This window comes from Chloroflexota bacterium (assembly GCA_040902225.1).
Lineage (GTDB): Bacteria > Chloroflexota > Limnocylindria > QHBO01 > QHBO01 > CF-167.
Genome location: JBBDXT010000004.1, coordinates 1,025,297 through 1,047,031, shown reverse-complemented (window position 1 = coordinate 1,047,031; position 21,735 = coordinate 1,025,297). Strand labels below are relative to the sequence as shown.

29 protein-coding genes and 1 pseudogene are annotated in these 21,735 nt (G+C 67.8%); 29 read left to right on the top strand and 1 reads right to left on the bottom strand.

Annotated features, from left to right (window positions below; translation table 11 throughout):
- The 29 genes and pseudogenes from rpoC to map form a co-directional block, all read left to right on the top strand.
- A partial coding sequence (gene rpoC / locus WEB29_07625) for a DNA-directed RNA polymerase subunit beta' (protein ID MEX2136809.1) occupies nt 1-4,163 on the top strand: 4,163 nt, incomplete at its 5' end.
- A 213-nt stretch (nt 4,164-4,376) separates the two neighbouring features.
- Nucleotides 4,377-4,796: a 30S ribosomal protein S12 gene (rpsL, locus tag WEB29_07620; GenBank protein MEX2136808.1), complete on the top strand. Its 420-nt coding sequence runs from the start codon at nt 4,377-4,379 to the stop codon at nt 4,794-4,796.
- Between the two features lie 7 nt (nt 4,797-4,803).
- Nucleotides 4,804-5,277, top strand: a complete 474-nt coding sequence (gene rpsG / locus WEB29_07615) for a 30S ribosomal protein S7 (GenBank protein MEX2136807.1) — start codon at nt 4,804-4,806, stop codon at nt 5,275-5,277.
- Nucleotides 5,278-5,284: 7 nt separating this feature from the next.
- A complete protein-coding gene (gene fusA, locus WEB29_07610; protein ID MEX2136806.1) occupies nt 5,285-7,360 on the top strand; it encodes an elongation factor G in 2,076 nt (691 codons plus the stop codon).
- A gap of 21 nt (nt 7,361-7,381) precedes the next feature.
- Complete coding sequence (gene tuf, locus WEB29_07605) at nt 7,382-8,584, top strand: elongation factor Tu (protein MEX2136805.1); 1,203 nt, start codon at nt 7,382-7,384, stop codon at nt 8,582-8,584.
- 6 nt (nt 8,585-8,590) lie between these two features.
- Complete coding sequence (gene rpsJ, locus WEB29_07600; protein ID MEX2136804.1) at nt 8,591-8,899, top strand: 30S ribosomal protein S10; 309 nt, start codon at nt 8,591-8,593, stop codon at nt 8,897-8,899.
- A gap of 19 nt (nt 8,900-8,918) precedes the next feature.
- The gene (gene rplC / locus WEB29_07595; GenBank protein ID MEX2136803.1) at nt 8,919-9,542 is read left to right on the top strand and encodes a 50S ribosomal protein L3; all 624 of its coding nucleotides are present in this window, start codon (nt 8,919-8,921) and stop codon (nt 9,540-9,542) included.
- Between the two features lie 2 nt (nt 9,543-9,544).
- Nucleotides 9,545-10,168 carry a 50S ribosomal protein L4 gene (gene rplD / locus WEB29_07590; protein ID MEX2136802.1) on the top strand — a complete coding sequence of 208 codons (624 nt, stop codon included), beginning with the start codon at nt 9,545-9,547 and terminating at the stop codon, nt 10,166-10,168.
- Entirely contained in the window at nt 10,165-10,461 is a 297-nt protein-coding gene (rplW, locus tag WEB29_07585) for a 50S ribosomal protein L23 (protein MEX2136801.1), read from the top strand. Before rplD ends, rplW begins: the two co-directional genes overlap by 4 nt.
- Nucleotides 10,462-10,465: 4 nt before the next feature.
- Nucleotides 10,466-11,296, top strand: a complete 831-nt coding sequence (rplB, locus tag WEB29_07580) for a 50S ribosomal protein L2 (protein ID MEX2136800.1) — start codon at nt 10,466-10,468, stop codon at nt 11,294-11,296.
- A 9-nt stretch (nt 11,297-11,305) separates the two neighbouring features.
- A complete protein-coding gene (rpsS, locus tag WEB29_07575) occupies nt 11,306-11,590 on the top strand; it encodes a 30S ribosomal protein S19 (protein ID MEX2136799.1) in 285 nt (94 codons plus the stop codon).
- An 11-nt stretch (nt 11,591-11,601) separates the two neighbouring features.
- A complete protein-coding gene (gene rplV / locus WEB29_07570; GenBank protein ID MEX2136798.1) occupies nt 11,602-11,943 on the top strand; it encodes a 50S ribosomal protein L22 in 342 nt (113 codons plus the stop codon).
- Complete coding sequence (rpsC, locus tag WEB29_07565; GenBank protein MEX2136797.1) at nt 11,943-12,713, top strand: 30S ribosomal protein S3; 771 nt, start codon at nt 11,943-11,945, stop codon at nt 12,711-12,713. Before rplV ends, rpsC begins: the two co-directional genes overlap by 1 nt.
- Nucleotides 12,714-12,716: 3 nt before the next feature.
- Nucleotides 12,717-13,130, top strand: a complete 414-nt coding sequence (rplP, locus tag WEB29_07560) for a 50S ribosomal protein L16 (GenBank protein MEX2136796.1) — start codon at nt 12,717-12,719, stop codon at nt 13,128-13,130.
- A 2-nt stretch (nt 13,131-13,132) separates the two neighbouring features.
- Nucleotides 13,133-13,375 carry a 50S ribosomal protein L29 gene (rpmC, locus tag WEB29_07555; protein ID MEX2136795.1) on the top strand — a complete coding sequence of 81 codons (243 nt, stop codon included), beginning with the start codon at nt 13,133-13,135 and terminating at the stop codon, nt 13,373-13,375.
- A complete protein-coding gene (gene rpsQ, locus WEB29_07550; protein MEX2136794.1) occupies nt 13,375-13,650 on the top strand; it encodes a 30S ribosomal protein S17 in 276 nt (91 codons plus the stop codon). The genes rpmC and rpsQ overlap by 1 nt, the downstream gene beginning before the upstream one ends.
- Nucleotides 13,647-14,015 (top strand): 50S ribosomal protein L14, encoded by a 369-nt coding sequence (gene rplN, locus WEB29_07545; GenBank protein ID MEX2136793.1) that lies wholly within the window; start codon nt 13,647-13,649, stop codon nt 14,013-14,015. The genes rpsQ and rplN overlap by 4 nt, the downstream gene beginning before the upstream one ends.
- 1 nt (nt 14,016) lies before the next feature.
- On the top strand, nt 14,017-14,346 hold the full coding sequence (gene rplX / locus WEB29_07540; GenBank protein ID MEX2136792.1) for a 50S ribosomal protein L24: 330 nt from the start codon (nt 14,017-14,019) through the stop codon (nt 14,344-14,346).
- Entirely contained in the window at nt 14,343-15,011 is a 669-nt protein-coding gene (rplE, locus tag WEB29_07535; protein ID MEX2136791.1) for a 50S ribosomal protein L5, read from the top strand. The genes rplX and rplE overlap by 4 nt, the downstream gene beginning before the upstream one ends.
- Before the next feature lie 11 nt (nt 15,012-15,022).
- Nucleotides 15,023-15,208 (top strand): type Z 30S ribosomal protein S14, encoded by a 186-nt coding sequence (locus WEB29_07530; GenBank protein MEX2136790.1) that lies wholly within the window; start codon nt 15,023-15,025, stop codon nt 15,206-15,208.
- A gap of 102 nt (nt 15,209-15,310) precedes the next feature.
- A complete protein-coding gene (gene rpsH / locus WEB29_07525; GenBank protein MEX2136789.1) occupies nt 15,311-15,709 on the top strand; it encodes a 30S ribosomal protein S8 in 399 nt (132 codons plus the stop codon).
- 12 nt (nt 15,710-15,721) lie between these two features.
- Nucleotides 15,722-16,273 (top strand): 50S ribosomal protein L6, encoded by a 552-nt coding sequence (gene rplF, locus WEB29_07520; protein MEX2136788.1) that lies wholly within the window; start codon nt 15,722-15,724, stop codon nt 16,271-16,273.
- Nucleotides 16,270-16,629, top strand: coding sequence for a 50S ribosomal protein L18 (rplR, locus tag WEB29_07515; GenBank protein ID MEX2136787.1), 360 nt, complete (start codon nt 16,270-16,272; stop codon nt 16,627-16,629). Before rplF ends, rplR begins: the two co-directional genes overlap by 4 nt.
- 11 nt (nt 16,630-16,640) lie before the next feature.
- A pseudogene (gene rpsE, locus WEB29_07510) lies at nt 16,641-17,138 on the top strand (30S ribosomal protein S5).
- Between the two features lie 112 nt (nt 17,139-17,250).
- Nucleotides 17,251-17,451 (top strand): 50S ribosomal protein L30, encoded by a 201-nt coding sequence (gene rpmD / locus WEB29_07505; GenBank protein ID MEX2136786.1) that lies wholly within the window; start codon nt 17,251-17,253, stop codon nt 17,449-17,451.
- Entirely contained in the window at nt 17,448-18,119 is a 672-nt protein-coding gene (gene rplO / locus WEB29_07500; protein ID MEX2136785.1) for a 50S ribosomal protein L15, read from the top strand. The genes rpmD and rplO overlap by 4 nt, the downstream gene beginning before the upstream one ends.
- 1 nt (nt 18,120) lies before the next feature.
- Nucleotides 18,121-19,404, top strand: coding sequence for a preprotein translocase subunit SecY (gene secY / locus WEB29_07495; GenBank protein MEX2136784.1), 1,284 nt, complete (start codon nt 18,121-18,123; stop codon nt 19,402-19,404).
- The gene (locus WEB29_07490) at nt 19,401-20,096 is read left to right on the top strand and encodes a nucleoside monophosphate kinase (GenBank protein ID MEX2136783.1); all 696 of its coding nucleotides are present in this window, start codon (nt 19,401-19,403) and stop codon (nt 20,094-20,096) included. Before secY ends, WEB29_07490 begins: the two co-directional genes overlap by 4 nt.
- On the top strand, nt 20,090-20,857 hold the full coding sequence (gene map / locus WEB29_07485) for a type I methionyl aminopeptidase (GenBank protein MEX2136782.1): 768 nt from the start codon (nt 20,090-20,092) through the stop codon (nt 20,855-20,857). Before WEB29_07490 ends, map begins: the two co-directional genes overlap by 7 nt.
- Before the next feature lie 54 nt (nt 20,858-20,911).
- Here map and WEB29_07480 read toward each other — a convergent pair whose 3' ends face one another.
- On the bottom strand, nt 20,912-21,706 hold the full coding sequence (locus WEB29_07480) for a hypothetical protein (GenBank protein MEX2136781.1): 795 nt from the start codon (nt 21,704-21,706) through the stop codon (nt 20,912-20,914).
- Nucleotides 21,707-21,735: the final 29 nt, after the last annotated feature.

Below are 21,735 nucleotides of genomic sequence, written 5' to 3'. Positions count from 1 at the left end.
GCTACTGCGGCAAGTACAAGCGGATCCGCTACAAGGGGATCATCTGCGACAAGTGTGGCGTCGAGGTCACCCGCAGCAAGGTCCGTCGCGAGCGGATGGGGCACATCAAGCTCGCCAGCCCGGTCAGCCACATCTGGTATTTCAAGGGCACACCGTCGCGGCTGGGGATCCTGCTCGACGTCAGCCCCCGCAACCTGGAGCGGATCCTCTACTTCGCGCTGTACGTCGTCTCGCGCGTCGATGAGCACGAGCGCGAGAAGGCGCTCGCCCGGGTCGAGGAGGAGATGGCCGATCGGATCGCTCGCGCCGGCGAGCTGGTCGAGGCCAAGAAGGCCGAGCTCGAGGCGGCGATCGCCGACAAGCGGGCACAGGTCACCAGCGACTCCGAGGCCGATGCGGCCCGCGCCGATGCGCTGATCGCGACCCGCAGCGAGGAGTTGGCCACCGCCGGCCAGCAGGTCGAGGCGGCCCTGAAAGAGGGCGGCAAGACCGTCGCCGAGGACATCGTCTTCACCCCCACCGGCGAGGTGGTGGCGCGCGCCGGGGAGGCGTCCAAGGCCGCCCTGACGGCACTGCGCAAGGCCGTCAAGGCCGAGGTCGAGGCCCTCGAGAAGGAGGTCAAGGAGGCCAAGGCGCACGCCGCCGAGCGGCTGCAGGCGGCGATCGCCGACCTCAGCAGCGGGATCGACGACGCGCTCGCTAACGAGAAGGCCCAGGTCGCGCGCGAGACCGATGACGCACGACTGGCCGCGCGTGCGGCGCGCGCCCAGATCGCCGACATCAAGGTCATGCAGACCCTGACCGAGTCCGAGTTCCGAACGCTCTCCGAGCAGTACGGCCGCCTCTTCGAGGCCGGCATGGGTGCCGAGGCGATCAAGAAGATCATCGAGCAGCTCGACCTGGACGAGCTGGCCCAGCGGCTGCACGTCGAGATGCGGCAGACCTCCGGGCAGCGACGCAAGAAGGCGATCAAGCGTCTGCGGCTGATCGAGGCCTTCCGCAAGAGCGGCGCGCGGCCCGAATGGATGATCCTCTCGACGCTGCCGGTCATTCCGCCCGACCTGCGCCCGATGGTGCAGCTCGACGGTGGGCGGTTCGCGACCAGCGACCTGAATGACCTGTACCGGCGGGTCATCAACCGCAACAACCGGCTCAGCCGTCTCCTCGACCTCGAGGCGCCGGAGATCATCATCCGCAACGAGAAGCGGATGCTGCAGGAGGCGTGCGACGCCCTGATCGACAACGGTCGGCGCGGGCGTGCCATCGCCGGGACCGGCAACCATCGGCTCAAGAGCCTGTCGGACATGCTCAAGGGCAAGCAGGGGCGCTTCCGGCAGAACCTGCTCGGCAAGCGCGTCGACTACTCGGGCCGCTCGGTCATCGTGGTCGGCCCGGAGCTGAAGCTGCACCAGTGCGGCCTCCCCAAGAAGATGGCGCTCGAGCTGTTCAAGCCGTTCGTCATGCGCCAGCTGGTCGAGAAGGGCTTCGCTCACAACATCAAGAGCGCAAAGCGGATCGTCGAGCGGGTGCGGCCGGAGGTCTGGGACGTCCTCGAAGAGGTGATCCAGGACCACCCGGTGCTGCTCAACCGTGCCCCGACCCTCCATCGGCTCGGGATCCAGGCGTTCATGCCGGTGCTGGTGGAGGGATCCGCGATCCAGATCCACCCGCTCGTGTGCTTCGCCTTCAACGCCGACTTCGACGGCGACCAGATGGCGGTCCACGTGCCGCTCTCGACCGCCGCGCAGCGCGAGGCGAAGGAGCTGATGCTCTCGACCCAGAACCTGCTCTCGGCGGCCGATGGCTCGCCGGTCGTGTCGCCGACCCATGACATGGTGCTGGGCTGCTACTACCTGACCATCGAGGAGCCGACCGAGAAGGGCGCCGGCAAGGCGTTTGCCAGCGCCAACGAGGCGGTCATGGTCACGCAGCTCGGCCACGTCCACGTTCAGGCCCCCATCAAGGTGGAGCTGGAGGTGTGGGATGCGGCCGCGAACGACGGGGCAGGCGCGATGCACGCTGAGCTGGTCGAGACGACCGCCGGCCGCGTGATTTTCAACACCGTCATCCCCAAGGAGCTCGGCTTCGTCAACCGGGAGATGGACCGCAAGGGCCTGAAGGCACTCATCGCTCAGTGCTATCGCGAGCTTGGCCCGGCCGCGACCACCCAGCTGGTGGACGGCATCAAGACCCTGGGCTTCCACTACGCCACCATGGCCGGCATCACGATCGGGATCGGCGACATCCGCGTGCCGACCGAGAAGGTCAAGCTGCTCGCGGCCGCCGATGCCAAGGTGAACGAGATCGATCGCGAGTTCCGGCGTGGCTTCATCACCGAGGACGAGCGCTACAACCAGACGGTCGACGTCTGGCGCGGCACGACCGACGACGTGACAGAGAAGATGCTGGCCGGTCTCGACAAGCGCGGCTCGGTCTGGATGATCACGCACTCGGGTGCGCGAGGCAACGTCACCCAGGTGCATCAGCTGGCGGGCATGCGCGGCCTGATGGCCGACCCCTCGGGCCGGATCATCGACCTGCCCATCCGCAGCAACCTGCGCGAGGGGATGAGCGTCCTCGAGTACTTCATCTCCAGCCACGGGGCTCGCAAGGGGCTCGCCGACACGGCCCTGCGCACCGCCGACTCCGGGTACCTGACCCGGCGCCTGGTGGACGTGGCCCAGGACGTCATCACGCGCGAGGACGACTGCGGCACCGATCTCGGGACCTGGATCACCCGCGAGGAGTCGACCCAGATCCCCGAGCCGTTCGTCGACCGGCTGGTCGGCCGCATGGCCGCCCTGGACCTCGTCGACGAGAAGACCGGTGAGCAGATCGTGGCGCGCAACGACGAGATCGACGAGGTCGCCATCGAGCGCATCGACGCCCTCGCGATCGATCGCGTCAGCGTCCGCTCGCCGCTGACCTGCGCTGCGCGCCACGGCGTGTGCCGCATGTGCTACGGGCGCAACCTGGCAACCGGACGCCTGGTCGACCTGGGGCAGGCGGTGGGCATCATCGCCGCCCAGTCGATCGGTGAGCCGGGAACCCAGCTCACGATGCGGACCTTCCACACCGGCGGCGTCGCCGGCGAGGACATCACCCAGGGCCTGCCCCGCGTCGAGGAGCTGTTCGAGGCGCGGATCCCCAAGGGACAGGCGATCATGACCGAGATCGACGGGACGATCGAGGTGGTGCGGGCCGGACAGGACCAGCCGGTCGTGGTGCGCGTCACGCACCGCGACAGCTACGACACGCCGATCAAGCTCACCCCGCAGCATGAGCTCCTGGTCGCGAACGGCGACGAGGTGGCCGACGGCCAGCTGCTGGCCCGCATCGGCGAGGGCCCCGACGCCGTCGAGGTGAAGTCGCCGGCCGCCGGTCGCGTCACCAAGAAGGGGAGCACCCTCACCCTGCACTCGGTCGACATCGACGCCCGGGAATACCAGGTCCCGCACTCGGCCCGCCTCCGGGTCGAGACGGGCGATGAGGTGCTGGCCGGCCACCCGCTGACCGAGGGCTCGCTGAACCCCAAGGACCTTCTGCTGATCAAGGGCGTGGACACGGTCCAGCGCTTCTTGGTGGGCGAGGTGCAGACGGTCTACCGCAGCCAGGGTGTCACCATCGCCGACAAGCACATCGAGATCATCGTGCGCCAGATGCTGCGCAAGGTGACCGTCGACGCGGCCGGCGACACGGAGCTGCTCCCGAGCGAGCTGATCGACCGCTTCGAGTTCGAGGAGGTCAACAACCGGATCCTGGCCGAGGGCGGGGAGCCGGCGACGGCGCAGACCGTCCTGCTCGGCGTCACCAAGGCGTCGCTGAACACCAGCTCGTTCCTGGCGGCGGCCTCCTTCCAGGAGACGACCCGGGTGCTCACCGAGGCGGCCATCAATGGCTCCAAGGACCACCTCCTGGGACTCAAGGAGAACGTCATCATCGGCAAGCTGATCCCGGCCGGGACCGGTGCCGAATCCCGGGCGGCTGCCGCGGCCAAGGCGCGCGAGCTCTCGCCCGAGGAGGCCGAGGCGCTTCGCGAGCGCGAGGCGGCGATGACCTTCCTGACCGGCGACGAGGAGGCCGGCGGCGATGGATCGCCCCCCGCGGACGGGGTCGAGACAGAGGCTGAAGAGGCGCCCGCGGCGGTCGTCGAAGAGGGCTGATCCGGGGGCGCCGGACGAGCTCGTCGGGCACCCCGTTCGGTTGACACTCGTGCGGCGCGAACCGTATACTCCGCGTTCGGTGTCCCGCTCGCGGGACGCCTTCGTGTGTGCCCTGCGAAGGGTGCCGTCAGCCCCTAGAGTGCAGGCCTCGGTTCGGGTCGCCATCACTCGACGCCGACGCACGATCAGCCAACGGAGTGTGAGGTTCTTTTCTTGCCGACGATCAGCCAGCTGGTCCGCAAGGGCCGCAAGCCGGCCGGGCACAAGGTGAAGGCACCCGCGCTGCGCCGTACCTTCAACACCCTTAAGCAGACCACCTCTGAGGGCCGTGGCGCCCCGCAGCGGCGTGGCGTGTGCCTGCAGGTCATGACCCGCACCCCGAAGAAGCCGAACTCCGCGCTGCGCAAGGTCGCGCGCGTGCGCCTGACCAACGGTATGGAGGTCACCGCCTATATCCCTGGCGTCGGCCACAACCTGCAGGAGCACTCGGTGGTGCTGGTGCGGGGTGGGCGCGTCAAGGACCTCCCGGCCGTGAAGTACCACATCGTGCGTGGCACGCTGGACGCCGCCGGCGTCCGGGATCGGCGCCAGAGCCGCTCCAAGTACGGCGCCAAGTCGCCGGGCAAGGGATAGCCGGCCAATGCCCCGCCGTCCGACCATCGCGCGCAAGACCAAGTACCAGGAGCTGCTGGTCGGCACCGCGCTGACCCTCGACCAGTTCACCAACAAGCTGATGCATGGTGGCAAGCGCCAGCTCGCCGCTCGCATCCTCGAGGATGCGCTGGCGCGATGCGAGAAGCAGGCGGGTCGGTCGGGCGTCGAGGTGATGGAGCTGGCCCTGCGCAACGCGATGCCGCTGATCGAGGTCAAGCCCAAGCGGGTCGGTGGCTCCACCTATCAGATCCCGGTCGAGGTACGGGCCGATCGTCGGATCAGCCTCGGCATGCGATGGCTGATCGACTCCGCCCGCAAGCGGAACGGGCACAGCATGGGGGAGAAGCTGGCGGCCGAGTTCGTGGACGCATCGAATGGCATCGGCAACGCCGTCAAGCGCCGCGAGGACACGCATCGGATGGCGGAGGCCAACAAGGCCTTCAGCCACTTCAAGTGGTAAGCCGATGATGGCCCAGGCATACCCACTCGAGAAGACCCGCAACATCGGGATCATCGCGCACATCGACGCCGGCAAGACGACCGTCTCCGAGCGGATCCTCTTCTATACCAAGAAGATCTACAAGCTCGGCGAGGTCCACGAGGGCGCCGCCACGATGGACTGGATGGAGCAGGAGCAGGAGCGCGGCATCACCATCACGGCCGCAGCCACGACCTGCTTCTGGCGGGATCATCGTATCAACTTGATTGACACGCCCGGCCACGTGGATTTCACGGTCGAGGTCGAGCGCAGCCTTCGCGTGCTCGATGGCGCGGTCGTCGTGTTCGATGGCGTGGCGGGCGTTGAGCCACAGTCGGAGACGGTCTGGCGTCAGGCCGATCGTTATGTGGTGCCGCGCTTCTGCTTCGTCAACAAGCTCGACCGCACCGGCGCCGACTTCTGGCGTGTGGTGGACATGATCCGCGAGCGCCTGGGCGCCACCGCCGTCCCGGTGCAGCTGCCGATCGGCACCGAGGGCGCATTCCGCGGCGTGATCGACCTGCTCGAGATGCAGGCGATCACCTACGGCAATGACCTGGGCGACCTGGTGGAGGTCGGCGAGATCCCCGCCGAGCTGGCCGAAGACGCGGCCACGTGGCGCGACAAGCTGGTCGAGGCGGTCGCCGACCTCGACGACGACATCGCGCATCGGTTCCTGGAGGGGCAGGAGGTGGATGCCGACGCCCTGCGCCGCGCTCTGCGCGCCGGCACCCTGGCCTCGAAGATCATCCCGGTCCTGTGCGGCTCCGCCCTCAAGAACAAGGGTGTCCAGCCGATGCTCGACGCGGTGATCGAATACCTCCCCTCGCCGCTCGACGTGGCGGCGGTGATCGGTACCGACCCGCGCAACGGGGAGCAGGTGACCCGCCACGCCGATCCGGCCGAGCCGTTCGCGGCGCTCGCCTTCAAGATTGCGGCCGACCCGTTCGTCGGCAAGCTGGCATTCTTCCGCGTGTACTCAGGGACGCTCAAGTCCGGCTCATACGTCTACAACGCGACCAAGGGCGAGAAGGAGCGGATCGGTCGACTGATCGAGCTGCACGCCAACCATCGCGAGGAGATCGAGTCGGTCAGCGCCGGCGACATCGCCGCGGCGGTGGGCCTCAAGACGACCTTCACCGGCGACACCCTGTGCGACGAGTCGAAGCCGATCATCCTCGAGGCGATCACCTTCCCCGAGCCCGTCATCGAACTCGCCGTCGAGCCCAAGACCAAGGCCGACCAGGACAAGATGGCGATCGCCCTGCAACGTCTCGGGGAGGAGGACCCGACCTTCCGCGTCAGCAGTGACGAGGAATCGGGCCAGACCCGCATCGCCGGCATGGGCGAGCTGCACCTCGAGGTGATCGTCGACCGCATGCTCCGCGAGTTCAAGGTGCAGGCCAACGTCGGCCGCCCACAGGTCAGCTATCGCGAGACGATCCGCAAGCCGGTGAAGGCCGAGGGTCGCTTCGTGCGCCAGACCGGTGGCAAGGGCCAGTACGGCCACGCCGTCCTGACCATGGAGCCGCTCGAGCGGGGCGGCGGGGTGGTCTTCGAATCCAAGGTCGTCGGCGGCGCGGTGCCGCGTGAGTTCTGGAAGCCGATCGAGCAGGGGGTGCGTGACGCCCTGGCCGGCGGCGTGGTCGCCGGCTTCCCGGTGATCGACCTCAAGGCGACCCTCATCGACGGCTCATTCCACGAGGTCGACTCATCGGAGATGGCGTTCAAGATCGCCGGCTCGATGGCGGCCAAGGACGGCGTCGCGAAGGCCGATCCGGCGATCCTGGAGCCGGTCATGAAGGTCGAGGTGGTCGCCCCCGAGGAATACATGGGCGACGTCATCGGCAACCTGAACAGCAAGCGGGGTCACATGGACGGGATCGACGAGCGAGGCAGCGCGCGCGTCATCCGTGCTCATGTCCCGCTGGCCGAGATGTTCGGCTACGCCACCGAGCTGCGCAGCATGACGCAGGGGCGCGCCACCTATTCGATGGAGTTCTCCCGCTACTCAGAAGTCCCAACCAACCTGGCCAACGAGCTGATCGCGAAGTCCAAGAGCTAAAGGAGCAACGAAGGACACACCATGGCAAAGCAGAAGTTCGACCGAAGCAAGCCGCACGTCAACGTCGGGACCATCGGTCACGTCGATCACGGCAAGACGACCCTGACCGCGGCGATCACCAAGTACCTGGCCCTGCAGGGCGGTGCCGACTTCCGCGCCTTCGATTCGATCGATAACGCTCCGGAGGAGAAGCAGCGCGGAATCACGATCGCCATCAGCCACGTGGAGTACCAGACGGCGGCGCGCCACTACGCGCACGTCGACTGCCCGGGGCACGCGGACTACATCAAGAACATGATCACCGGCGCCGCGCAGATGGACGGCGCCATCCTGGTCGTGTCGGCCGCCGACGGTCCCATGCCCCAGACGCGTGAGCACATCCTGCTCGCCCGCCAGGTGGAGGTTCCGTCGCTGGTCGTGTACCTCAACAAGGTCGACATGGTCGACGACGAGATGCTGATCGACCTGGTCGAGATGGAGGTCCGCGAGCTCCTCAGCAAGTACGACTTCCCCGGTGACGATATCCCGGTCATCCGCGGCTCGGCGCTCAAGGCGCTGGAGTCGACCTCTACCGACCAGGACGCCCCTGAGTACGCCTCCATCAAGGAGCTGATGGACGCCGTCGACAACTACATCCCGACCCCGGTGCGGGAGGTCGACAAGCCCTTCCTGATGCCGATCGAGGACGTGTTCGGGATCAAGGGCCGTGGCACCGTGGCAACCGGCCGCATCGAGCGCGGCGTGGTCCACACCAGCGACACGGTGGAGCTGGTCGGCATCCATGCCAAGAGCCGCCAACTGGTGGTGACCGGCGTCGAGATGTTCAAGAAGACGCTCGACGAGGGGCAGGCGGGCGACAACGTCGGCCTGCTGCTGCGAGGCATCGAGCGCGAGGAGCTCGAGCGTGGCCAGGTGATGGCCAAGCCGAACAGCGTCAAGCCCGGCACCAAGTTCAAGGCCGAGGTGCTCGTCCTGACCAAGGAGGAGGGCGGTCGCCACACGCCGTTCTACGCCGGCTACCGTCCGCAGTTCTACCTGCGCACCACCGACGTGACAGGCGCCATCTCGATGCCGCCGGGCGTGGAGATGATCATGCCAGGCGACAACGTGAACATCGATGTCGAGCTGATCACCCCGATTGCCATCGAGCAGGGTCAGCGATTCGCCATCCGCGAGGGCGGGCACACTGTCGGCGCGGGCGTGATCACGGCGTTGGTCGGCTAATCGACGATGGCCAAACAGCGCATCCGCATCCGGCTCAAGGCGTACGACCACAAGCTGCTCGACCAGTCGGCCGAGCAGATCGTGGAGACGGCTACGCGGACCGGCGCCGGCATCGCGGGGCCGGTGCCGTTGCCGACCCGGATCGAGAAGTTCACCGTCATCCGCGGCCCGTTCGTCCACAAGGACGGCCGGGAGCAGTTCGAGATCCGGACGCACAAGCGGCTGATCGACATCATCGATCCGTCGACCAAGACGGTGGATGCGCTGATGCGGCTGAGCCTGGCAGCAGGCGTTGACATCGAAATCAAGATGTGAGCGGGGAACGAGAGAAGCAGTGCCGGCAGGATTGATCGGGCGCAAGCTCGGGATGACACGGATCTTCGGTGACGACGGGAGCGTCGTGCCGGTGAGCGTCATCGAGGCGACGCCCAACAGCGTCACGCGGCTCCGCACGACGGAGCGGGACGGCTATGCCGCGCTGCAGGTCGGCGCCGGCTCGGCCAAGCGGCTGAGCAAGCCGGTTGCCGGCCAGTTCAAGGAGCTCGACAAGGAGCTGCAGCAACCGCGCCAGGTCCGCGAGTTCCGGGTCGAGTCGACCGACGGCTACGAGCTCGGTCAGCGGATCGACGTCACCCTCTTCGCGCCCGGAGACCTGGTGGACGTGACCGGCGTCAGCAAGGGCCACGGATTCACCGGCACCATCGCCCGGCACCACTTCAAGCGCGGCCCCAAGACGCACGGCTCGACCAACATTCGCCAGCCGGGGTCGATCGGGGCCGGCACCACGCCGGGCCGCGTCTTCCGCGGGACCAAGATGGGTGGCCACATGGGCGACGACCGGGTGACCGTCAAGAAGATGCAGGTCGTCAAGATCGACGCCGAGCGCAACCTGATCCTGGTCAAGGGTGCGGTCCCGGGTGCCCGCAACGCCGTCCTGCTCGTCCAGAAGGCGAAGTGACGATGGAGCAGGCGCCGATCCTCACCGTGACGGGCTCGGAGGCGGGCAGGGTGGACCTCGTCCCCTCGCTCTTTGCCGCGCCCGTGAAGGAGGCCCTCATCCACCACGCCGTGGTCCGCCAACTGGCGGGTCAGCGCCTCGGCAACGCCGACACGCTGACACGCGGCCAGGTCAGGGGCGGCGGCAAGAAGCCCTGGCGCCAGAAGGGGACTGGCCGCGCTCGGCAGGGAACCCGCTCGGCACCGCAGTGGAAGGGTGGCGGCGTCGTCTTCGGTCCGCACCCGCGCGGCTACGAGCAGCGCATGCCGGCCAAGATGCGCCGCGCCGCGCTGCAGGGTGTCCTGAGCGCGAAGGCCGACGATGGGGCGCTGCGGGTCGTCGAGGGATTCGGCCTCGAGACGATGGGGACCAAGGCATTTGCCGAGCGCCTCGTCGCCTGGAAGACGGAGGGCAAGGTGCTGATCGTCCTGCCGGCGCGCGATCCGGTAGTCGAGCGCTCGTGCCGCAACCTGCGCGAGGTGCGCGTCCTGCTGGCCGACAGCCTGAACGTGGTCGACCTGCTGGAGGCCGACACGATCGTCTTCACGGCCGACGCCCTGGCACGCGCGCAGGAGGTGTACGGATGACCGCCGTCAGCGTTCACGACATCCTCATCCGCCCCGTGATCAGCGAGAAGAGCGTCGCCCAGACGGAGCGCAACAACTACACCTTCGCGGTGGGCCGCGACGCCAACAAGTTCCAGATCAAGGACGCCGTCGAGGCCGAGTTCAAGGTGACCGTGCTGGGCGTGCGGGTCCTCTGGGTCAAGCCCAAGCAAAAGCGGCGGGGCCGCCGAACGATGGGCACCGTGCCCGGCTGGCGCAAGGCGGTCGTCACCATCGCCGCCGGACAGAAGATCGAACTCTTCGAGGCCGTGTAACGAGATGCCACTTCGCAACTATCGACCCACCAGCCCGGGGCTGCGCCAGATGACGCGTTCGACCTTCGACGAGATCACCGCCGATGAGCCGCACAAGCCCCTGACTGAGCGCCTCGTGCGCAAGGCGGGTCGCAACAGCCAGGGCAGGCTGACGGTCCGCCACCAGGGCGCCGGTCACAAGCGGCTGTACCGCGTGATCGACTGGAAGCGCGACAAGTTCGGCGTCCCCGCCACCATCGCCACGGTCGAGTACGACCCGAACCGCTCGGCACGCATCGGCCTGCTGCACTACGCCGATGGCGACAAGCGCTACATGCTCATGCCCCATGGCCTGGGCGTCGGCGACGTGGTCGTCTCCGGAGCCGATGCGGAGGCGCGGGTCGGGAACGCCCTTCCGCTGGGACGGATGCCGCTTGGCACCCAGATCCACAACGTGGAGATGGTCGCCGGACGCGGCGGACAGATCGTGCGCAGCGCAGGGAGCAGCGCCCAGCTGCTCGCCAAGGAGGGGGAGATGGCCACCATCCGACTGCCCTCCGGCGAGGTGCGGCGGGTTCGCGCTGAGTGCATGGCCACGGTCGGCCAGGTGAGCAACCTGGATCACGAGAACCAGAACATCGGCAAGGCGGGACGCAGCCGCCACATGGGCCGCCGGCCCGAGGTGCGCGGCGTGGTCATGAACCCGCGTGACCATCCGCATGGCGGCGGCGAGGGCAAGTCCCCGACCGGCATGCCGCCCAAGACGCCGTGGGGCAAGCCCGCCATGGGCCTGCGCACCCGCAAGAACAAGACGACCGGCAAGATGATCATCCGTCGTCGCTATGGACGAGGTTAGGAGAGCGCGATGAGCCGTTCCGTCAAGAAGGGACCCTTCGTCGATGCCCGCCTCCTCGGCCGGATCGAGGAGATGAACAAGCGCAACGAGCGCAAGGTGCTGAAGACCTGGTCGCGCCCCAGCGTGATCTTCCCGTCGATGATCGGGCACACCATCGCCGTGCACGACGGCAGGCGCCACGTGCCCGTCTTCGTCACCGAGAACATGGTCGGGCATCGGCTCGGCGAGTTCGCGCCCACCCGCCATTACCGCGGCCATGGCAAGGCCACCGATCGCTCCACCGCGTTGAAGTAGGAATGCACGAAATGCGTGTCGTCGCCACCGCCAAGTACATCCGCATCAGCCCGCGCAAGGTGCGCCTGGTGACCGAGCTGATCACTGGCAAGCCGGTCGAGGAGGCTGCCGCCATCCTGCGCTTCCTGCCGAACGCCGCCGCGCGGGACGTGGCCAAGGTCCTCAAGAGCGCGACTGCCAACGCGGAGAACAACTTCAACCTGTCGGCCGATGAGCTGCACGTGCTGAGCGCAACCGCCGACGATGGTCCGACCCTCAAGCGGTTCCGCCCGCGGGCCCAGGGGCGGACCTTCAGCATCCTGAAGCGGACCAGCCACATCACGGTCGCCGTGGCCGATCGAGAGGAGTCCTGATGGGACACAAGGTTCATCCCTACGGCTTCCGGATCGGCATCAACAAGCCATGGCTGGCGAAGTGGTACGCCGACAAGGACTACGCGACGCTGCTGCAGGAGGACATGAAGATCCGCGCCCTCGTCGGCAAGCAGCTGGCCAACGCCAGCGTCAGCCAGGTCGAGATCGAGCGCGGCATCAACCACGTGACGGTGACAGTGCACTCCGCCAAGCCGGGGATCGTCATCGGCAAGGGCGGGCAGAACGTGGAGTTGCTGCGCACCTCGGTCGGCAAGCTGACCGACAAGAAGGTCAAGCTCGAGATCAAAGAGATCCTGCAGCCGGAGCTCGACGCCGTCCTGGTCGCGCAGAACGTGGCAGGCCAGCTGGAGCGCCGGATCGCCTTCCGCAAGGCCGTCAAGCAGACGGTGCAGCGCACCATCAAGGCCGGCGCCAAGGGGGTCAAGATCCAGGTCTCCGGTCGCCTCGGCGGGGCCGAGATGAGCCGCACCGAATGGGACAAGGAAGGCCGCATCCCGCTGGGGACGCTGCGGGCCGACATCAGCTACGGGGTCGTCCACGCCCGCACCACCTACGGCCGCATCGGCGTCAAGGTATGGGTCTACCGCGGCGACCAGCTCGGCGAGCGACCCGGCTCGGCGCGCACCGAGCCACGCGAGCCGCGACAGCGTCCGAGCACGCGCACCCGGACCAAGGCAGCCACGCCGGCGGCCGCAGCGACCGCTGCCGGGGCCGCCGAATCGGCTCCCGCCGCCGGCGAGGAGGCCTGAGCCATGTTGATGCCGAAGCGAGTCACACACCGCAAGGTCCAGCGTGGCCGCCGCCGCGGCCTGGCGAAGGGAGGCACCACCGTCAGCTTCGGCGAGTACGGGCTGATGGCCGAGGAGGTCTGCTGGCTCACCAGCCGCCAGATCGAGGCGGCGCGTCGTGCCATGACCCACCACATCAAGCGCGGTGGTCGCATCTGGATCCGAGTCTTCCCCGACAAGCCGGTCACCAAGAAGCCGGCCGAGGTCCGGATGGGATCCGGCAAGGGTGCCCCCGATCACTGGGTCGCGGTGGTCAAGCCCGGCCGCGTGATGTTCGAGATGTCCGGCGTGCCGGAGGAGATCGCTCGCGAGGCGATGCGACTGGCGAGCCACAAGCTGCCGATTCAGACCAGGTTCGTCGCCAAGGAGGGCGCTTGATCATGGATATCAACGAGATCCGGGGGCTGTCGGACCTCGACCTGCAGAGCGCGCTGGTCGACGCCAAACAGGAGCTCTGGAAGATCCGCTTCGACCTGGCCACCCGCCAGGAGAAGAACTACAGCCGCCTGCCGGCGACCCGGAAGCGGATCGCCCGCATCCTGACCGTGATGACCGAACGACAGCACGCGGCGGATGACGCAGCGGCGGACGATGCGGCGACTGCCGTCGAGAAGGCCAGCTGATGGCGGGCAAGCGTCGCACCAAGGTGGGCCGAGTCATCTCCGACAAGATGGACAAGACGGTCGTCGTGAGCGTCGAACGGCTGCGCCGCCACCCGATCTACAAGCGCGTGGTCCGGCTGTCCAGCAAGTTCAAGGCGCACGACGAGGAGAACTCGGCGCACGTCGGCGACACCGTGCGGATCGAGGAGAGCAAGCCCCTCTCGCGCGAGAAGCGGTGGCGGGTGGTCGAGGTGGTGGCTCGCGGATCGGGCGAGGAGATGATGGACACCGCATGATCCGGCAGTCCACACGGCTGCGAGTCGCCGACAACAGCGGAGCCCGCGAGCTGATGTGCATCACCGTCATCGGCCGGTCGAGCAGCGACACCGCCGAGGTCGGCGATGTCATCGTGGCCAGCGTCAAGCAGGCGCTGCCCAACACCGGTGTCAAGAAGGGCGAGGTGGTGCGAGCCGTCATTGTGCGCACCGCCAAGGAGTTCGGGCGCCCGGACGGCAGCCATATCCGCTTCGACGAGAACGCCGCGGTGCTGATCACACCCCAGGGAAGCCCGCGCGGGACCCGCATCTTCGGGCCCGTGGCTCGCGAGCTCCGCGAGCGCAACTACATGAAGATCGTGTCGCTCGCCCCGGAGGTGCTGTGAGATGAACATTCAAAAGGGCGATACCGTCATCGTGCTGGCCGGCAAGGATCGCGGAAAGCGCGGCGTCGTCGAACGCGTCGAGCGCACCAAGCGCGGCCTTGGCGTGGTGGTGCCGGGCATCAACATGGCCAAGCGACATCAGCGTCCCCGGACGCGGACCCAGCAGGCCGGGATCCTCGACCTGCCCGTCCCGCTCCATGTCAGCAACGTGCAGGTCGTCTGCCCACGCTGCGATCGCCCCACCCGCATCTCGCACCAGCTGCTCGAGGGTGGCACAAAGCACGTCCGCGTCTGCAAGCACTGCGGCGAGCAGATGGAGGTGGCCCAGTGAGCGACGACCAGGCGACCCCGAAGGCTGCCCCCAAGGCGCCCCGCCGCGCCCCTCGACGCCCGGCGGCGGCCGCCGCAGCCGCCCCGCCGGCCCAGGCAGGCGGATCCGCGCCGGCAGCGGAGGCCGGCGGGCTCCGTCGCCGGTACGTGGACGAGGTGGCGCCCGCCCTGCGCCGCGAGTTCGGCTACGCCAACCCGATGCAGATCCCGCGTCTCGAGAAGGTGGTCGTCAACATCGGCCTGGGGGAGGCGATCCAGAACGCCAAGGCACTGGACGCGGCGGTCGGGGACCTGACCCAGATCACCGGCCAGAAGCCGATCGTGACCCGCGCGAAGCGCTCGATCGCCCAGTTCCGTCTGCGCACCGGGATGCCGATCGGGGCCAAGGTGACGCTTCGCGGCCAGCGGATGTACGACTTCCTGGAGCGCACCATGCGCCTGGCGCTGCCGCGGATCCGTGACTTCCGGGGGATCAGCCGCAACTCGTTCGATGGGCGCGGCAATTTCAGCCTGGGGCTGCGGGAGCAGCTCGTCTACCCGGAGATCGACTACGACAAGATCGATCGCCTGCGGGGGATGGAGATCAGCATCGTCACCACCGCCAAGACCGACGAGGAGGGGCTGAAGCTCCTCCAGCTGCTCGGCATGCCGTTCCAGGCCAGTTAGCGAGGATTCGAGTGGCCAAGAAGTCGATGATCGTGAAGTCGCAGCGCAAGCCGCGCTTCGCGGTCCAGCACAAGAGCCGCTGTGCCGTCTGCGGACGCCCGCGCGGCTACATGCGGCGCTTCGCGCTGTGCCGCATCTGCTTCCGGGAGCGGGCCCTCGAGGGTCAGCTGCCCGGCGTCACCAAGTCGAGCTGGTAGCTCGAAGAGCCAGTCGGCCGCCACGCAGCGGCCCCATCAGCGGCAGGCGCCGAAGCCGGGAGGCTCCGGGCGAACCACCGCCGAGGAGAGACAGAAGCCAACATGAATGTGACTGACCCGATCGCCGACATGCTGACCAGGATTCGCAATGCGAGCCTGGCCCGGCATCGCGAGCTGACCCTGCCCTCGTCCCGCATCAAGCGCGATATCGCCCGGATCCTGGTCGAGGAGGGGTTCATCGAGTCATATGCCACGGGCCAGGACGGCGTCCAGGAGCTCCTGACCATCCAGCTCAAGTACGTCGAGGGCAAGACCCCCGTCGTGAGTGGCCTGAAGCGAATCAGCAAGCCGGGGCTGCGGGTCTATGCCCGCAAGACCGAGATCCCGCGCGTCCTGGGCGGGCTCGGCACGGCCATCCTCTCAACCTCCCACGGGATCATGACCGGGCAGAGCGCCCGGAAGCTGAATCTCGGCGGCGAGGTCCTCTGCTACGTCTGGTAAGGAGCGAACGCGATGTCACGCATCGGTCGGATGCCGATCCCGCTCCCGTCGGGCGTGGTGGTAACCCAGGAGGGTGCAAGCCTCAGCGTGCGAGGTCCCCTCGGCACGCTCGAGCGGACGATTCACCCCGAGATGGTGATCGAGCGCGGAGATAGTGAGCTGCGCGTGGTGCGCCCCAGTGACGAGCCGCGCCACCGGGCCCTGCACGGATTGACGCGGACCCTGGTCAACAACATGGTCGTCGGAGTGACCACCGGATTCACGAAGGGACTCGAGATCAGCGGGGTCGGCTATCGGGCGCAGCTGCAGGGGACCAAGCTCGTGCTCGCGCTCGGCTATTCGCATCCCGTCGAGGTCGACCCGCCCGAGGGGATCAGCTTCCAGCTGGAGACGCCAACCCGCCTGGCCGTGGTCGGTGCGGACAAGGAGCTGGTCGGTCAGACGGCCGCGTACATCCGCTCGCGTCGCAAGCCGGAGCCCTACAAGGGCAAGGGGATCAGGTATGCCGGCGAGCAGATCCTGCGCAAGGCTGGCAAGGCCGGCAAGGTCGGGACCGGCAAGTGATCAAGAAGCTCTCGCGCGACGTGCTGCGTCGCAAGCGCCACGAACGGATCCGGCTCCGCATCGCGGGCAGCTCGGCTCGCCCGCGGCTCTCGATCTTCCGCAGCGCCAAGTTCATCTACGCCCAGGTGATCGACGACACGAGTGGACGCACCCTTGCCTCGGCCTCGAGTCGGGAGGTGACCCTGGCCGGCGGTCCCGGCAAGGTCGAGTCCGCCCGCGCAGTGGGCCGGGCGCTCGCCCAGCGGGCGAAGGCGGCCGGGGTCAGTGCCGTGGTCCTGGACCGCGGTGGATATCGATATCACGGGCGGGTTCGCTCGCTCACCGAGGGCGCCCGCGAGGGCGGCCTCGACCTGTAGCGGAGGAACCAATGGCTCGCATCGACCCAACCAAGCTCAACCTCGAGGAGAAGGTCGTCCAGATCAACCGCGTCGCGAAGGTCGTCAAGGGCGGCCGGCGCTTCAGCTTCAGCGCGGTCGTGGTCGTGGGCGACGGAAACGGGATCGTCGGCGCCGGGCTCGGCAAGGCCGGCGAGGTGCCGGAGGCGATCCGCAAGGGGGTCGAGGACGCCAAGAAGCACCTCATCAAGGTGCCTCTGGTCGGCACCTCGATCCCGCACATGGTGAGCGTCGACTTCGGCGCCAGCACCGTCCTCCTGCGGCCGGCCTCGGCCGGCACCGGCGTCATCGCCGGCGGCTCGGTTCGCTCGGTGGTGGAGGCGGCCGGCATTCGCGACATCCTCTCCAAGTCGATGGGGAGCAACAACCCGGTCAACGTGGTGCGAGCCACGATCGAGGCGCTGCGCTCGCTGCGCTCGGCGGATGACATCGCGCGAAGCCGGGGGACAACCGCCGAGCGCCTTCTCGGCAAGCGAGGCGCGGAGGCCGCCCGCCGACCGCATGAATATGTCGAACGACCCGCGCCCGCGTACCAGGGAGGCGGCCGTGGCAGGTAGGCGCAAGGCGGCGAGCAGCGGGCCGATGCTGCGCGTCACCTGGGTGAAATCGACGATCGGCCACAAGGCGGGAGCCCGCGGCACGATCCGGGCCTTGGGCCTGCATCGGCTTCATGAGACGGTCGAGGTCGCCGATACGCCGGTGATCCGGGGGATGCTGCGCCGCGTCGACTTCCTGGTGACCGTGGACGAGTCGACCGCCACCGCCAAGGGGGAGGCTAGATGAAGCTGCACGATCCGCAACCGCGCCCCGGCTCGCACCAGCCACCGCGCCGGCTTGGGCGTGGCCACGGCTCGGGCCGCGGCAAGACCGCCGGGCGTGGCACGAAGGGGCAGAAGTCGCGCGCCGGCGGCGGCATCCCCGCCTGGTTCGAGGGTGGGCAGACCCCGCTCCACATCCGCACCCCCAAGCTGCACGGCTTCAAAAACCGGTTCCGGGTGGAGTACGCCCCGCTGAACCTGGGGCGCCTTGCCGAAGCGGCGGCCGGGACCCTGATCACGCCTGACGTCCTGCGCCACGACCAGCTGCTGCGCGATCAGAAGACGAGGCCGATGCCGGTCAAGATCCTGGGGGGTGGCGATGCGCCCCGCGGAGTCACGATCCACGCGCACGCCTTCACCCGCTCCGCTCTCGCCAAGCTGGCTGATGCGGGCAGCACCGCCCAGCTGATCAGCTGGCCGGATGGCGCCCCCATCGCATTCGAGGCAGAGCCGAAGCCCGAGCCCAAGCCGAGGCCGAAGCGAGCCGCCAAGCCTGCGGCCGATGCAGCCGCGGAGGACGAGCCCGCCGAGCAGGAGGCACCGGCCGACGAGGAAGAGCCTGCCGAGCAGGAGGCACCGTCAGCAGAGGACGCCGAGGTCGAGGGCACCGAACGGAGCGAAAGCGAGTCGTGACTTGATCGAGTCCCTCGTCCAGGCCTTCCGCGCACCGGATATTCGCCGCAAGATCCTCTTCACGCTGGGGATCCTGCTGGTCTTCCGCGCGCTGACGAACGTCCCGGTCCCGAACGTGGACCAGGCACAGCTGAAGAACCTGTTCGAGACGAACCAGCTGCTGGGCCTGCTCGATCTCTTCTCCGGCGGCGGCCTGGCCACCGCGTCGATCATCGGGATGGGGGTGAACCCCTACATCAACGCCAGCATCATCATGCAGCTGATGCAGGGGGTGGTCCCGAGCCTGGGGGAGCTCGCCCGCGAGGGTGAGTACGGACGCAATCGGCTCAACCAGTACACCCGCCTGCTGACGATCCCGATGGCCTTCGCCCAGGGCTATGGCTTCTCGGTGCTGCTGGCGGCCAACGGCGTCATTCCACAGAATCCGCTCTTCAGCTTCGAGACCCTGTCCCTCCTGGTCTCGTTCACCGCCGGAACGATCCTGCTGATGTGGCTGGGTGAGCTGATCAGCGAGCGCGGACTCGGGAACGGAATCAGCTTCATCATCTTCGCCGGCATCGTCGGGCGGCTGCCTCACCAGGCCGCGCCGGTCGTGACCGGTCCCGACGGGCTGCTGCGCATCATCCCGTTCATCCTGATCGCGATCGTGGTGATCGCCGGCGTCGTCTTCATCAACGAGGGCCAGCGGCGGATCCCGGTCCAGTACGCCAGCCGCGTGCGCGGCCGGAAGATGTACCAGGGCCAGACCCAGTATCTGCCCCTCAAGGTGACGATGGCCGGCGTCATCCCGATCATCTTCGCCATCAGCATCCTGCTCTTCCCGGCACAGATCGCCCAGTACTTCACCGCCTCGACCATCGACTGGGTCAAGGACGTCGCGAACTTCCTGGTGGCGAACCTGAGCCAGAGCAACCCGGTCGTCTACGGACTGCTCTATTTCGTGCTGGTCGTCTTCTTCACCTACTTCTACACGGCGTTCCAGTTCCGTCCCGATCAGACCGCCGACTACCTCCGCAAGAACGGCGGCTTCATCCCGGGCATCCGGCCCGGGAAGCCGACGGAGGAGTTCCTCGGGCGCATCACCAATCGGATCACGCTGGGCGGCGCCCTCTTCCTGGCATCGCTGGCGGTGCTGCCGCTCGTGGTCTCGACCGCGATTCCGGGCACGGAGGGGCTGCAGCTCGGTGGCACGAGCGTCCTGATCGTGGTCAGCGTGGTGGTCGAGACGATGAAGCAGCTCGAGGCGCAGATGCTGATGCGTCACTACGAGGGCTTCATCCGATGACCGATCCGGGCGGCGACCAGCAGGCGTCGTCCACGGGGCGTCGGATCCTGCTGTTGGTCGGCTCGGTCGGCGCGGGCAAGGGGACGCAGGCGGCGGCTCTCAGCAGCGAGCTTCGCCTGGCGCACCTGGCCTCCGGCAATCTCTTCCGCGAGGCGCTGCGCGATGGAAGCGAGCTGGGCGAGCAGGCGCGCGCCTACATGGAGCGCGGCGACCTCGTGCCCGACGACATGACGATCCAGATGTTCATGCACGAGCTTTCGCAGCCGGCCGCCGCGCGTGGCGCCATCCTCGACGGCTTCCCGCGTACCGTGGCGCAGGCTCGCGCGCTCGACGCCACCCTTGCCGAGCGGGGGGAGCGGATCGAACGCGTCATCTCGATCGAAGTGCCCGTGGAGGAGCTGGTCGCGCGCGTCGCGGGGCGCCGGGTATGTCCCGAGTGCGGGACGCCCTACCACGTCGACAGCGACCCCCCGCGCGTGCCGGGTCGCTGCGACAGGGACGGCGCCGAGCTGCAGCAGCGCGACGACGATCGCTCCGAGGTCGTCCGCGCACGGCTCGAGAAGCAGGTCCGACCGATGCTCGACGTGCTCGACTACTACGACCAGAAGGGGATCGTGCAGCACGTGGACGGCACGCAGCCGATCCCTGCCGTGGCGAAGGAGATCCTCGAGGGCATTCGCGCCGGATGGTGACGATCAAGCGTCCCGAGGAGGTCGCCCGCATGCGACATGCGGGGACGATCCTGGCGGATGTCCTGCGCGTACTCGAGGGCGAACTGCGCCCGGGCGTCACGACCGCTGAGCTCGATGCCATCGCGGAGCGGATGATCCGCGACGCGGGGGCGACCCCATCGTTCCTGGGGTACGGCGGTGCGCGCGGGACGATCCCATTCCCCGGCTCGATCTGCGTCTCGCTCAACGACGAGGTGGTCCACGGCATCCCTTCCGAGAGGCGCCGCATCAGCACCGGTGACGTGGTGGGACTGGACATCGGCTGCATCTGGCAGGGGTGGCACGCCGACACCGCGCGCACCTTCGGGATCGAGCCGCTCCCCGAGCGACTCGCGCAGCTGATCGACGCCACGCGCCGCGGGATGGCAGCGGGGATCGCGGCGGCCATCCCCGGGAGCCGCCTCGGCGATGTCGGTGCCGCCATCGAGGCGGTCGCCCACGAGCACGGATACGGCATCGTGCGACCGTTCGTGGGCCACGGCATCGGCACCGCCATGCACGAGGATCCACAGGTTCCGAACCACGGGCGCCCGGGGACCGGGATGCGCATCGAGGCGGGGATGTGCTTCGCGATCGAGCCGATGTTCAACCTGGGCGGCGACGACGTCGTGCTGCTGGACGACGGCTGGACGGTGGTCACCACCGATGGCAGCATCTCGGCCCATTTCGAGGACACGATCGCGGTCACGCCATCGGGCCCCGAGGTGCTCACGCGTGCCTGATCGCCGCTCTGGGTACTGGCTCAATTTCAGAGCCAAGTGTTCTAAATGGCTAGATCATTGGAGCGCAGGGACGCGCCGCTCAACCTCCGTGATGATCTCGTGGATGCGTTCGCCCGCCAGCACGATGTACATACGCGAGACGTAGTCGGGCCGACCAGTCCCGTAGGCAAGAGTGAATCGGACGCTGTACTTCATGGGCACGTCCGAGTATCCCTCGATCCAACGCACGTTGAACAGTTCTGCGCCCTCATTGACTGGGGGTTTCAGGTTGGGGAGCCGGACATCAAGCTCGACGCCATCCTGCGTTGGCTCGATCGTGATGGAGTCGGGACGCCCGAAAGCGGTCTGGATGAAACGATGCTTGTCTGTGTTCGCGAACTGGCCGATCACATAGAGCATGTTCACCTTCGCCCGCGCCCCGTCGTGGTACGGCTGGAACTCGTCAATGATTGCCCGGTGCTCCTCGCGGACACCTTTGAGCATCGAATTTCGGGGGCTGAGTTTTTTGCCGGGGGCAATGGTCCGGTAAACCCTCTCATCGAGCGCAAGAGGAAACTGCGTACTGGTCGGGTTGGGCTTGTTGAGCAGCGCGAGCTGGTAGATCAAGTGATCCAGCGCCCCGCGCAGGTGGTAGACGGCTTCTCCAGCCAGGATTCCGAGGGGCGGGGGCGGCGGCTCTTGGATGACCAAGAGGGCGCGGACTCTCGACTCGCCTTGATCGACATAACGCTCGAATCGCAGGCTGTGCGGTTCCGTACTCAGGTACTTCGACCCTTCTTCGTACAGAGTTTGGAGATCATCCAGCGCCCGGACGATCTTCAGGCGGATGGCATCGAGTGCACGGATCATGCGTAAGAGTCTATCCCTCTCACGCATAC

Bases quoted from the DNA above. Each gene is read 5' to 3' on its own strand.
- map (MEX2136782.1), top strand. From the start codon at position 20,090: ATGGTGACGATCAAGCGTCCCGAGGAGGTCGCCCGCATGCGACATGCG.
- rpsH (MEX2136789.1), top strand. From the start codon at position 15,311: ATGAATGTGACTGACCCGATCGCCGACATGCTGACCAGGATTCGCAAT.
- rpmD (MEX2136786.1), top strand. From the start codon at position 17,251: ATGCTGCGCGTCACCTGGGTGAAATCGACGATCGGCCACAAGGCGGGA.
- rplV (MEX2136798.1), top strand. From the start codon at position 11,602: ATGCGTGTCGTCGCCACCGCCAAGTACATCCGCATCAGCCCGCGCAAG.
- rpsJ (MEX2136804.1), top strand. From the start codon at position 8,591: ATGGCCAAACAGCGCATCCGCATCCGGCTCAAGGCGTACGACCACAAG.
- tuf (MEX2136805.1), top strand. From the start codon at position 7,382: ATGGCAAAGCAGAAGTTCGACCGAAGCAAGCCGCACGTCAACGTCGGG.
- WEB29_07490 (MEX2136783.1), top strand. From the start codon at position 19,401: ATGACCGATCCGGGCGGCGACCAGCAGGCGTCGTCCACGGGGCGTCGG.
- rplW (MEX2136801.1), top strand. From the start codon at position 10,165: ATGACCGCCGTCAGCGTTCACGACATCCTCATCCGCCCCGTGATCAGC.
- rpsS (MEX2136799.1), top strand. From the start codon at position 11,306: ATGAGCCGTTCCGTCAAGAAGGGACCCTTCGTCGATGCCCGCCTCCTC.
- rplF (MEX2136788.1), top strand. From the start codon at position 15,722: ATGTCACGCATCGGTCGGATGCCGATCCCGCTCCCGTCGGGCGTGGTG.
- rplX (MEX2136792.1), top strand. From the start codon at position 14,017: ATGAACATTCAAAAGGGCGATACCGTCATCGTGCTGGCCGGCAAGGAT.
- rpsQ (MEX2136794.1), top strand. From the start codon at position 13,375: ATGGCGGGCAAGCGTCGCACCAAGGTGGGCCGAGTCATCTCCGACAAG.
- rpsC (MEX2136797.1), top strand. From the start codon at position 11,943: ATGGGACACAAGGTTCATCCCTACGGCTTCCGGATCGGCATCAACAAG.
- rpsG (MEX2136807.1), top strand. From the start codon at position 4,804: ATGCCCCGCCGTCCGACCATCGCGCGCAAGACCAAGTACCAGGAGCTG.
- rplD (MEX2136802.1), top strand. From the start codon at position 9,545: ATGGAGCAGGCGCCGATCCTCACCGTGACGGGCTCGGAGGCGGGCAGG.
- rplB (MEX2136800.1), top strand. From the start codon at position 10,466: ATGCCACTTCGCAACTATCGACCCACCAGCCCGGGGCTGCGCCAGATG.
- rplP (MEX2136796.1), top strand. From the start codon at position 12,717: ATGTTGATGCCGAAGCGAGTCACACACCGCAAGGTCCAGCGTGGCCGC.
- rpmC (MEX2136795.1), top strand. From the start codon at position 13,133: ATGGATATCAACGAGATCCGGGGGCTGTCGGACCTCGACCTGCAGAGC.
- rplN (MEX2136793.1), top strand. From the start codon at position 13,647: ATGATCCGGCAGTCCACACGGCTGCGAGTCGCCGACAACAGCGGAGCC.
- fusA (MEX2136806.1), top strand. From the start codon at position 5,285: ATGGCCCAGGCATACCCACTCGAGAAGACCCGCAACATCGGGATCATC.
- WEB29_07480 (MEX2136781.1), bottom strand. From the start codon at position 21,706: ATGATCCGTGCACTCGATGCCATCCGCCTGAAGATCGTCCGGGCGCTG.
- rplO (MEX2136785.1), top strand. From the start codon at position 17,448: ATGAAGCTGCACGATCCGCAACCGCGCCCCGGCTCGCACCAGCCACCG.